The following is an 11,455-nucleotide window of genomic DNA, read 5'->3' on the forward strand; positions in this document are numbered from 1 at the left end:
CCAAGACCGCTCTGCGGCGACGCCGGGATTCCACCGGCGATTGGGGAGGAGAATTTCATGTTGCGACGGGGCGATTTCCGCCTGCGCCAGCTGGTGTGCGGCGCGTCCATTCTGGCTCTTGGCATGTGCGTCGCGGGGCAAGCCGCCGCGCAGACGGCCGCCGCGAGCGAGCCGGCCGAGGTCGACGAGATCGTCGTGACCGGCTTCCGCCAATCGCTGGATGCGGCGATCACCGTGAAGCGCGAATCGGTGTCGTCGGTCGATGCGATCGTCGCGGAAGACATCGCCAAGTTCCCCGACCAGAACCTCGCCGAGTCGCTGCAACGGATTCCGGGCATCTCGATCCAGCGTGACGGCGGCGAAGGCCGGGCGATCACCGTGCGCGGCCTCTCCGGCCAGTTCACCCGCGTCCGCGTCAATGGCCTGGAGGCGATCGCCACCTCGGCCGACGGCGCCAGCGCCAACCGCGAGCGCGCCTTCGACTTCAACGTCTTCGCCTCCGAGCTGTTCAGCTCGCTGGTGGTCCACAAGACGGCCGAAGCCTCGCTCGACGAAGGCTCGCTGGGCGCCGTCGTCGACCTCAACACCGGCAACCCGCTGGCGGGCAAGGACGGCTTCACCTTCGTGGCTTCGGCCCAGGGCTCGTACAACGACCTGAGCAAGAACATCGGGCCCCGCCTCGCCGGCCTCGCCGCGTGGCGCTCGGAAGACGGCGTCTTCGGCGTCTCGCTCTCGGCCGCCTACACCAAGACCGACACGCTGGAGTCCGGCAACAACACCGTCCGCTGGCAGCAGGCGCGGTTCAACTCGGTCAACGGCGTCAACTGCTTCACGACCCAGAACACCGGCGGGACCTATGTGCCCAGCGCCGGCTGCAACGAAGCCGCCCTCGCCTTCCACCCGCGCATCCCGCGCTACGGCCGCGTGGGCCATGACCGCGAACGCCTGGGCGTGACCGGCAGCGTGCAATGGGCTCCGACCGAGCGCACCAAGGTGTCGTTCGACGGTCTGTTCTCGCGCTTCCGCGAGGATCGCGAAGAGAAGTGGGCCGAGGTGCTGTTCCGCTCGAACGAGCGCTCGATCAACGTCGTGAACTACACGGTCGATCCCGCCACCAACAACCTGGTGAAAGGCACGTTCAACAACGCCTGGGTGCGCACCGAGCACTACCTGCGCAAGTCGGACACCACCTTCTATCAGTTCAGCGTGAACGCGACCCACGAGTTCACCGACAACCTGCGCGGCAGCGTGGTGGCCGGCTTCTCCAAGTCGGACGCCGATATCCCGGTCGAGACCACCTTCATCTTCGACGACCGCGACGCCAACGGCTACAGCTACGACTATACGGACTCGCGCCACCCCACGCTCACCTTCGGCACCAGCGTGACCGACCCGGCGAACTTCCAGCTCGCCGAGCTGCGTGACCGCCCGTCGAACACCACCAACAAGTTCAGGACGGTGTCGCCTCGCCTCGAGTGGGATGTCACCGACGGCATCCAGCTGCAGGCCGGGGCGGTCTACCGCCGCTTCGATTTCGAGGTGTTCGAGGCCGCTCGCGACGTCGTCGTGTGCCCGACCCGCACCACGGCGGGCCCCGATGCGGTGCTGGGCACGATCACCTGCACGCCGTCCAGCGTGTTCGGCCCCAACGCGGTTTACGGCTACCAGGCGACCTCCGCCCTCTCCCAGCTGGTCAACCTGGGCAAGGCCGGCCAGCCCTCGGGCACGACCTCCACCTGGCTGATCCCCGACATCGACGCCGCGGCGGCGTTCACCGGCCTCTATGGCCGCACCGCCGTCCCGCAGGCCAGCAACATCCGCTCGGTCCGCGAGGAAGACACGGGCGCCTATGTGCAGGGCAACTTCAAGGGTGAGCTGGGCGGCATCCGCTTCGCCGCCAACGCCGGCCTCCGCTATGTGGAGACCGACCAGTCCTCGACCGGCCTGAACAGCAACGTCGAGGTGACGGTCAAGCGCAAGTATCACGACTGGCTCCCGGCCGTGAACCTGGCGATCTTCCCCACCGACGACATCATCATCCGCGCCGCGGCGTCCAAGGTGATGACCCGCCCGAACCTCGGCAACCTCACTCCAGGCGGTTCGGTCGACGGCTTCAACTACCGCATCAGCTTCGGCAACCCCCAGCTCGACCCGTTCCGGGCCAAGGCCTATGACGCGGGCATCGAGTGGTACTTCGCCCCGCAGGCCGTCGCCTCGATCGCCGTCTTCAAGAAGGACATCTCGTCCTTCCCGCTGTCGGCGACGACCACGGGCACCTATGCCTCCACCGGCCTGCCGACCTCGATCATCAATCCCAGCTCGCCGGCGGCGTCCAACCTCGAAGGCCAGCCCTGGACGATCTCGACCATCCTCAACGGCAGCGGCGGCAGCCTGAAGGGCGTGGAGCTCTCGATCCAGAGCCCCTTCAGCTTCCTGCCTGGCTTCTGGTCGAACTTCGGCGGTATCGCCAACGCCACCTTCGTCGACTCCAACGTGACGTACCGGATCACCGGCCCGGCCACGACGCCCGGCGGCGGCAACCCCGGCTCGAACATGGACTCCACGCTCTACGGCCTGGCCAAGCGTTCCTACAACGCCACGATCTACTACGAGCAGGGCAAGTTCAGCGCCCGGGCCTCGGTGGCCTACCGCTCGGGCTTCGTCGACAACGCCTCGGCCACCGGCAACATCTTCGAGGGCTACAACTCGACGATCAATGTCGACGCCTCGGTGAAGTACAAGTTCAACGAGAACCTCGAGTTCTCGCTGGAAGGCGTGAACCTGACCGACGACTACCGCGACCGCTACGTCGACAAGGAAGCCGACCGCAACTACGAGTACAACCACTTCGGCCGCACCATCGTCGTCGGCGTCCGCTACCGGATGTAGCCCGACCTACCGAGACGGAGACACGGATCAGGCCGGGCCCTCGCCCGGCCTTTTTCGTGCCGCGCTGACGCCGTCGGCGGTTTGTCCTATGAGGCGGCATGACCGACGCCTTTGCTTATCCCGTAGGAACCCCAGGCCGCGTTTGGGGCGAGGCGGAGCGAGACCGGTGGCGCGCGCGGCAGGCGCGCCACCGCCGCTATGACCAAGACGTGCTGCCCCGCATCGAACGCCTCGGGGACCGTTTCGAGCGCACTGCCTACGGCCGGCTCGATTACGCGGGAGAGACCTACGAGTTGTACGCCCTGGGCAGCCGGTCGTGGGACGCCTCGTTGCCCAGCGCCCTCATCACGGGCGGGGTCCACGGCTACGAGACCAGCGGTGTGATGGGCGCCCTCCAGTTCCTCGAGACCGATGCCGCCGCCTACGCCGGCCGGGTCAATCTGCTGGTCGCGCCCTGCGTGAGCCCTTGGGGGTACGAGCGGATCAACCGGTGGAACTACGACGCCGTCGACCCCAATCGCAATTTCCGCGCGGACGGCCCCTCACGCGAAGCGACCCACCTCATGAAGCTGGCGGAGAACCGCCTCGGGCAGTTCCTGCTGCACATCGACCTGCACGAGACCACGGACAGCGACGAGAGCGAGTTCCGGCCCGCCCTGGCGGCGCGCGACGGCAAGGCGTTCGAGCCGGGGCTCGTGCCGGACGGGTTCTACCTCGTCGCCGACGCCGAGGATCCGCAGCTCGATTTTCAGCAGGCGATCATCGCCGCCGTCGAGCCCGTGACCCACATCGCGCCGCCCGACGCCGCCGGTCAGATCATCGGCTGTCCAGTCGTCGCCCCCGGGATCATCACCTATCCGCAGCGCGACTATGGCATGTGCTCTTCGATGACAGGGGCCCGCTACACGACGACGACCGAGGTCTATCCGGACAGCCCTCGCGCGACGCCGCAGCAGTGCAACGACGCCCAGGTCGCGGCCGTGCGCGCGGCTCTGGACTTCGTGCTCACGCGAAACTGACGCTTCAGCCGTCGCCTTTCCGGCTCGCCGCAGTGATGCAAGGCCGGCTTTGCCCCTCAGCAGCCTGGGTTTATTCTCTGGCGCGGACGAGTGGATGAGAGCGATGAGCGACGCTGTTGGCCCTGGCGACCTGGTTCTGTGCGTCAATGCGGCCCCGAACCACGTCACGGGAAGGCCGGTGCCCCTCCAGGCCGGCGAGACCTACCGTGTGCTCGGGGTGATGGAATTCGGCTGTCCGTGCGGGCGGTCCGACGCCCTGATCGACATCGGCATCGACTTCGGCTGGTGCCAGACCCGCTTCCGCCTGCTGCCGAAGCCCAAGGCCCAGGCCAAGACGCGGCGCGTGTCCGCGCCCCGGGAAAAAGAAACCATCCGCTGAGCCGTAGCTAGGGAGACTGTCGGCTCCCCCGCCTCTTGCCAGCCGCCGACCCACGCGCTAACACTGAACTCAATGGTTCAGTATAGCGCACCCCGCCTCGACGCCTCCTTCGCCGCGCTGTCGGACGTCACCCGGCGGGGCGTGCTGGAGCAGCTTGGACGCTCCGACGCATCGATCACCGAGCTTGCCGATCGTTTCCACATGACGCTCACGGGCATGAAGAAGCATGTCGGCGTGCTGGAGCAGGCGGGGCTGGTCACGACCGAGAAGGTCGGGCGCGTGCGCACCTGCCGTCTCGGCCGGCTGGGGCTCGACGAAGCCGCGGCCTGGATCGAGGCGCGCCGCCAGGTCTGGAACGCGCGCTTCGACGCGTTGGACGATGTCGTCGAAGCTTTGAAACGGAAGGAGAAGATCGATGGGTGATCGCGTGGGTGACGGCCGCACCAAGGTCGAACGCTTGTCCGAGCGGGAGTTCGTGGTGACGCGCAGGTTTGACGGCCCGGTCCGTCTGGTGTTCGACGCCTGGACGAAGCCCGAGCTGTTCAAGCTCTGGTGGGCGCCGAAGTCGATGGGTACGCCCCTGCTCTCCTGCGAAATGGATGTCCGCACCGGCGGCGGCTATCGCATCGCCTTCGGACACGACGCCGCGAACGCCATGGCGTTCTTCGGCAAATATCTTGAGGTCGTGCCCCTCTCGCGGATCGTCTGGACGAACGACGAGGGCGGGGAAGGCGCAGTGACCACGGTGACCTTCGAGGAGAAGGACGGCGGCACGCTGCTGGTGCTGCGCGAGCTCTATGCCACTCAGGAAGCGCTCGACGAGGCCTTCGTGGGCATGGAAGACGCCCTGCCCGAACAGTTCGCGCAACTCGACGACCTGCTCGCGACCCTGAGCGCAAACGCCTGACGATCTGGCGTGGCGGTTAGTGGCTTGCGGCTTCGGCCGGCAGGTGGCTCTTGTCGTACTTGCCGACCTGGCCCACGAGGGTCTGCCCCGCCTGGTTCATGCCGATCAGCTCCACCTCGGCGCCTTGGCGGCGATAGCGGAACACCACCTTGTCGACGGCCGCGACCCCGGTCAGGTCCCACAGGTGAGCATCTGTCATGTCGATCTCAACGCGGCTCGGATGGCCGTGGTGCTCGAAACTGGCCGCGAAGAGGTCGGCGGACGCGAAGAACAATTGACCGCTCACGCGGTAGCGCAAGATGCCGTCCTCTGACGCTTCGACCTCTTCGACGGCAATGGTCTTGCCGACTTTGCGCATGAAGAAGACGGCCGAAAGCAGTACGCCGAGCACCACGCCCTTCGACAGGTCGTGCGTGGCGACGACCGTCACCGTCGTGGCGACCATCACGATAGAGGACTGCAGGGGCGTCGAGCGCAGGCGAAGAACCGAGCCCCAGTCGAAGGTCCCGATCGAGACCATGATCATCACCGCCACCAGCGCCGCCATCGGGATCCGGGCGACCCAGTCCTGCAGCACGAGGATCAGAAACAGCAGGAACAGCCCAGCCCAGAGCGTGGATAGGCGGCCCCGTGCGCCGGAGGTGACGTTGATGATCGACTGGCCGATCATCGCGCAGCCCGCCATGCCCCCGAAAAGCGCGGAGGCGATGTTGGCCAGGCCCTGACCGCGGGTCTCGCGGTCCTTGTCGGACGGGGTGTCGGTGATGTCGTCGAGCAGGTTCGCGGTCAGCAGTGATTCCAGCAGTCCCACGAAGGCCAGGGTGGCCGAGATCGGCGCGATGATCGTCAGCGTGTCCCAGGTCAACGGCACGGCGGGCAGATGGAACATTGGCAGGGCGGACGGCATCTGGCCCATATCGCCGACCGTGCGCACGTCGAGGCCGGTGAAGATCACCAAGGCGCTGATCAGCACGATCGCGACCAGTGGCGATGGGACCGCCGTGGTGATCCGGCGGAAGCCGTAGATGATCGCCAGGGCTCCCGCCACCAGCGCGAAGGTCTGCCAGTTCGCGCCGATCAGTTCGGGCATCTGGGCCAGGAAGATCAGGATCGCCAGCGAGTTGACGAAGCCGGTCATCACGCTGCGGGACACGAACTTGATGTAGCGGCCGAGCCTCAGGAGGCCGATGGCGATCTGAAAGACGCCGCAGAGGATGGAGGCCGCGAAGAGGTACTCAATCCCGTGGTCCTTCACGAGGGTCACCATCAGCAGCGCCATGGCGCCCGTGGCAGCGGAGATCATCGCCGGCCGACCGCCGACGAAGGCGATCGTCACAGCGATGACGAAGGATGCGTAGAGCCCGACCGCCGGGTCGACCCCGGCGATGATCGAGAACGCGATGGCCTCTGGAATGAGGGCGAGCGCCACGACCGTGCCGGCCAGGAGGTCGCGGCGCGGGTTTGCGAGCCATTGCTGGCGCGCGGATGCAAGTATGGACAAACGGATCCCAATTCGGTTCGCCGGGCGCTCCTGGCGCCTCGTCGGCAAGGTTCCCCGGCGGATCGGCGGCCGGGATAGCCACCCGCGACAAAGGCGGGTCCAATGTGGCGTGCGACCTATCTTACCGATCCGCCACGCGCAAGGGGCCGCCCAGTGCTGATGACCCGTAAAGAGTGTTAGGGCGTCGGCGGCTCGGTCGGCGCGGGGGCCGGCGGCGTCGCGGCTGGCGCGGCGGGATCCTGCGCCGCGACCTCGACCGGCGGCGTCGGCACGGGCGCGGGCGGGCCGGCCAGGATCGCCTGGGTGGGCGTGCGCTTCAAGGCCACGCCCATGAAGCTACGCCACATCTCCGCGGGCGCCGTTGCGCCGCTGATCCGCGTCATGGGCTTCGCATCGTCGCGCCCCATCCAGGTGCAGGCCGCGAAGCCGCCGGTGTAGCCGCAGAACCAGGCGTCCTTGTAATCCGATGTCGTGCCGGTCTTGCCGGCCAGGTCGTAGCCCGGCACGGCCGCCCGGCCGCCGGTGCCCGAACTCATCACCGCCCGCATCATCTGGTTCAGCTCGCTCAGCGCTGGATTGGCGATGGCCGGGACGGGCGCCGGCGGGCGCTTCTGGTAGATCACCGTTCCACCCTGCCGGATGCGTTCGACCCCGTAGGGCTGGACCCGGTTGCCGCCGTTGCCGAAGGCGGCGTAGGCCTGGGTCATCTCCAGTGGAGAGACCAGGGTGGTCCCCAGCGCCATGGCCGGGTCGGTGTTGACCGTCGAGCTGATCCCGATGCGCCGCGCCGTCAGCGCCACCTGCGGCCGGCCCACCTCGTCGGCCAGGCGGGCGGCGACCGTGTTCACCGACTTGGCCAGCGCCGTCTGCAGGGTGATCGGGCCCAGGTAGGTTCCCACCTCGTAGTTGCTGGGCGTCCAGCCGTTGATGGTCACCGGCTCGTCGATCACCGGCGTGTCAGGGGTCCGGCCCTGCTCCAGCGCGGTGAGGTAGACGAACGGCTTCCAGGCCGATCCCGCCTGCCGCCGGGCACTGACCGCGCGGTTGTAGGGCGCGGTCGCGTAGTCGGTCCCACCGACCAGCGCCCTCACCCGTCCGGCGCCGTCAATCGCGACGATCGCCGCCTGGTCCGCGCCCTGAGCCTTGTAGCGCGCGGTGACGTTGCGGGCCGCATCGCCGGCGGCGATCTCCATGGTCTGGTCCAGGGTCGTCTCGACCACCAGGTCGCGCCCGGGCTTGGGGACCATCCGGCGAACCTCGGCGTCCACCCAGTCGACGAAGTACTGCGCCGCGCCGCTGGGCGCGTTCTTCCAGACCTTGGGCTTCTGGCCCGCCGCCTTGTCCCGCTGGGCCGGCGTGATCGCACCGGTCTCGACCATGGCCACCAGCACCAAGTTCGCGCGCTCCAGGCAGCGTTCCGGCTGGTCGACGGGGCTGTAGCCGCTGGGCGACTTCAGGACGCCCGCCAGCATGGCGGCCTCCTTGATCGAGAGCTTGGCGGCCGGCTTGTTGAAGTAGCGCCGCGACGCCGCCTCCAGGCCGTAGGCTCCGGAGCCGAAATAGACCCGGCTCAGGTACAGTCCCAGGATCTGCTTTTTCGAGTAGGTCCGCTCCAGCTCGACCGCATAGACCAGCTCGGTGGCCTTGCGCTCCAGCGTCCGCTCCTGACTGAGGAACAGGTTTCGAGCCAGCTGCTGCGTGATGGTCGAGGCGCCCTGGGTGGCGCGGCCCTCGCTCAGGCCCGCCACGACGGCGCGGGCGATGCCGCGCGGGTCGAAGCCGTTGTGCTCGTAGAACCGGCGGTCCTCGATGGCGACGAACGCCGCGGGCACGTGCGGCGGCAGCTTGGCGATGTCGACCGGCGGCGCGTACCGCCCCCCGCGCACGCCGATGACCGCCCCGTTGCGGTCGAGGTAGGTGATCTGCGGCGCCCGCTCGATCGCGGGCATGCGCGGCAGTTCGGGCGCCTGCGCGAACTGCAGGGACGAGGCGGCGAGAAGGGACAGCAAGGCGGCGCGGCTCCCTAGAGCCTGTCAGGCGACAGGCTCGACATCTTAACTGGGAGCGCGCTTGGCGGGCGAAACCGGAGTCCACTTTCGCCCAGCGCGCTCTCGGACGACCGCTCCCTCAAGCGGGTCCGATGCGGCCCTTGTGTGTCCCGGCGCGCTTCGCCGGCCAAGATAATTCCCGGTAATGCGACGCTGAGGCGCCGCATCCGGACCGTGCGTCCACGGAATCTCGGCGCGAACTGCACGCGGCGGGGCGGCCGCTAGAGCGCGATGAAGCTCTGGAAGCCGCCGAAGATCATCCGCTTGCCGTCGAAGGGCATGTCGCTGCCGCGCAACCGCTCGTCGGCCATGACCTTGGCCATGACTTCATCGCGGTGTTCGCGGGACTTGTAGGTCGCCCACGAAAACACGACGACCTCGTCATCCTTGGCCTGGACCGCGCGGGGGAACGAGGTCAGTTCGCCATAGGGCACGTCGTCGGCGAACGTCTCGACGTAGCTGAGCGCGCCGTGCTCCATCCAGACTTTGCCGCCCAAGGTCGCCATGGCCTTGTAGGCCTCGACATTGACCTTCGGCACCGCCAGCACGAATCCGTCGACATAGGGCATGGGTCATCCTCCTCTGCTCTGCTCGGATCCTAGGACGGTTAGAGCGGCGGTTCTCCGACATGCGGGAAACAGAAATCTCCGCTCGCCGGTTGGTCGCTGGAGGGGCAAATTCAGCCTTCGGATTCGCGCCTGAATCCCCGACCGTCCAGATGGGAGACCGCCCGAGTGGCTGAAGCGATCCGGCGCCGCCGGCGGGTGAAGATCGTGGCCACCATCGGGCCGGCGTCCTCTAGCGCCGAGCGCCTCGAGGAACTGTTCCGCACCGGCGCGGACGTCTTTCGCCTCAACTTCAGCCACGGCGCCCAAGAGGGCCATGCCGAGGTCATCGAGCGCATCCGCAAGGTCGAGAAAAAAACCGGCCGACCCATTGGAATTCTTGCGGATCTCCAGGGCCCGAAGCTGCGCGTCGGCCGCTTTGCCGGCGGCGCCGTGGTCCTGCAGTGGGGCCGCACCCTGCGCCTCGACCTGCAGGAGCGCCCGGGCGACGGCCAGCGCGTTCAGCTTCCTCACCCCGAGATCATGGCCGCCGCCACGCCAGGCTCGGTCCTGCTTCTTGATGACGGCAAGGTGCGCCTCGAGGTCACCCGCCAGACGCCCGAGTTCCTCGACACCAGAGTGATCGTCGGCGGCCGCCTCTCCGACCACAAGGGCGTCAATCTTCCCGGCCTAACCCTGCCGATCCCGGCGTTGACCAAGAAGGACCGCTCGGATCTCACGTTCGCCCTGGAGCACGGCTGCGACTGGATCGGCCTGTCGTTTGTCCAGCGGCCCGAGGACGTGGCCGAGGCGCGCGAGCTTGTCGGCGACCGCGCGTCCATCCTGTCGAAGATTGAGAAGCCCGGCGCGCTGCAGTCGATCGAAGAGGTTATGAAGCTCTCCGACGCCATCATGGTCGCTCGCGGCGACCTGGGCGTCGAGCTGCCAGCCGAAGACGTGCCGCTGATCCAGAAGCGCCTCATCCGCACCGCGCACCGGCACGGCCGGCCCGTGGTCGTGGCGACCCAGATGATGGAGAGCATGATCGAGAACCCGGCGCCGACTCGGGCCGAGGCCTCGGACGTCGCCACTGCCGTGTTCGACGGCGCCGACGCCGTCATGCTGTCCGCCGAGAGCGCCACCGGCAAGTTCCCGGTGGAGACCGTCCGGATGATGGACCGGATCATCGCCCGGACCGAGGAGGATGAAGATCTGAAGGCCGCCCGCGCCGCCGCCCGGCCGACGCCGGAGCACTCCGCCGGCGACGCCATCTGCGCGGCCGCGCGCCAGGTGGCCGAGACGATCGAGGCCAAGGCGATCGCCGCCTTCTCGCTCTCGGGGCGGACCGCGGTCCGCATCGCGCGCGAGCGGCCGGACGTGCCCATCCTTGGCCTGACGCCCAGCCTGGAGACGGCCCGGCGGCTGGCCCTGGTCTGGGGGGTGCATGCCCTGGCCTCGGAGACCACCCACACCATGACCGAGACGGTCGCCCAGGCCGCGGCCCTGGCGCTCAAGAGCGGCTTCGCGCGCCGGCGTGAGGAGATCGTCGTCATCGCAGGCGTCCCGTTCGGCCGCTCCGGCGGCACCAATTCGCTGCGGGTGGCCCAAGTCACCTGAGCGGCGGCTTGACGGACGCGTCTTCGGGCCACAGGCTCGGCGGCACAGTTTCGAAGGAGCGCCCCATGCGGCTGTTCGCCCTCGTCTCCGGCCTCGCGGCGCTTGCCGCCACGCCCTGCCTGGCGCTGACCATCTCCTCCGCGCCGCCCAGCCGCGACGCCGCCCCCCACCTCAAGCCCAGCGAGAGCGCGGGCCCGCGACTGCAGGACGGCTGGGCCGGCGGCGGCCGTCCGGCATCGGCCTCCAGCTCCAGCTTCAGCAATGGCATGACCGTCTACGGCGGGACGACCACCAGCTACGGCTTCGGCAACGTGCAGACCACGATCCGCTCCGGGGACCAGAATTCGCTCTGGCCCAACGAGCGCCGTGAGACCTCGGCTCCGCTGGGCCTCGTTCCCCGCCGCTGAGCCGCGACGGCGGATCGCCCGAACGCGTGCGTCCGCCGATCTCCTCCAAAGCATTGTTGGAATCGAAAAAGCCTCCCGAGGGAGGCTTTGGGAGTGGTTGTTTTGGAAGCTTTGGGTGCGGGGACAGGATTTGAACCTGTGAC

10 protein-coding genes and 1 other annotated feature are annotated in these 11,455 nt (G+C 68.1%); of the genes, 7 read left to right on the forward strand and 3 right to left on the reverse strand.

The genetic code is table 11. The features are described from left to right. Positions 1-57: 57 nt before the first annotated feature. From ACODSY_RS22775 to ACODSY_RS22795, 5 genes are all read left to right on the forward strand, one after another. Entirely contained in the window at positions 58-2,889 is a 2,832-nt protein-coding gene (locus ACODSY_RS22775; RefSeq protein ID WP_488954184.1) for a TonB-dependent receptor, read from the forward strand. A 98-nt stretch (positions 2,890-2,987) separates the two neighbouring features. After that, positions 2,988-3,908, forward strand: a complete 921-nt coding sequence (locus ACODSY_RS22780) for a M14 family metallopeptidase (protein ID WP_488954185.1) — start codon at positions 2,988-2,990, stop codon at positions 3,906-3,908. Positions 3,909-4,011: 103 nt separating this feature from the next. Then, positions 4,012-4,287 (forward strand): hypothetical protein, encoded by a 276-nt coding sequence (locus ACODSY_RS22785; protein WP_488954186.1) that lies wholly within the window; start codon positions 4,012-4,014, stop codon positions 4,285-4,287. Positions 4,288-4,359: 72 nt separating this feature from the next. Next, on the forward strand, positions 4,360-4,710 hold the full coding sequence (locus ACODSY_RS22790; RefSeq protein ID WP_488954187.1) for an ArsR/SmtB family transcription factor: 351 nt from the start codon (positions 4,360-4,362) through the stop codon (positions 4,708-4,710). Next, positions 4,703-5,194, forward strand: coding sequence for an SRPBCC family protein (locus tag ACODSY_RS22795; RefSeq protein WP_488954188.1), 492 nt, complete (start codon positions 4,703-4,705; stop codon positions 5,192-5,194). Before ACODSY_RS22790 ends, ACODSY_RS22795 begins: the two co-directional genes overlap by 8 nt. 16 nt (positions 5,195-5,210) lie before the next feature. On the opposite strand, the gene ACODSY_RS22800 is transcribed toward ACODSY_RS22795, so the two are convergent. From ACODSY_RS22800 to ACODSY_RS22810, 3 genes are all read right to left on the reverse strand, one after another. Beyond that, the gene (locus tag ACODSY_RS22800) at positions 5,211-6,695 is read right to left on the reverse strand and encodes a SulP family inorganic anion transporter (RefSeq protein ID WP_488954189.1); all 1,485 of its coding nucleotides are present in this window, start codon (positions 6,693-6,695) and stop codon (positions 5,211-5,213) included. A 48-nt stretch (positions 6,696-6,743) separates the two neighbouring features. Further along, positions 6,744-6,799: a sequence feature (sul1 is cis-regulatory element that is thought to sense ions involved in sulfur or methionine metabolism; They are found in Alphaproteobacteria), on the reverse strand. A 72-nt stretch (positions 6,800-6,871) separates the two neighbouring features. Next, positions 6,872-8,704: a transglycosylase domain-containing protein gene (locus ACODSY_RS22805; RefSeq protein ID WP_488954190.1), complete on the reverse strand. Its 1,833-nt coding sequence runs from the start codon at positions 8,702-8,704 to the stop codon at positions 6,872-6,874. Positions 8,705-8,964: 260 nt separating this feature from the next. After that, on the reverse strand, positions 8,965-9,312 hold the full coding sequence (locus tag ACODSY_RS22810) for a DUF1428 domain-containing protein (RefSeq protein WP_488954191.1): 348 nt from the start codon (positions 9,310-9,312) through the stop codon (positions 8,965-8,967). A gap of 165 nt (positions 9,313-9,477) precedes the next feature. Between ACODSY_RS22810 and pyk the strand changes: the two genes are divergently transcribed. Together pyk and ACODSY_RS22820 are read left to right on the forward strand one after the other, a co-directional pair. Then, on the forward strand, positions 9,478-10,905 hold the full coding sequence (gene pyk / locus ACODSY_RS22815) for a pyruvate kinase (protein ID WP_488954192.1): 1,428 nt from the start codon (positions 9,478-9,480) through the stop codon (positions 10,903-10,905). A 65-nt stretch (positions 10,906-10,970) separates the two neighbouring features. Next, a complete protein-coding gene (locus ACODSY_RS22820; RefSeq protein ID WP_488954193.1) occupies positions 10,971-11,312 on the forward strand; it encodes a hypothetical protein in 342 nt (113 codons plus the stop codon). Positions 11,313-11,455 lie beyond the last annotated feature (143 nt).

Source organism: Phenylobacterium sp. FG114, from assembly GCF_057809855.1.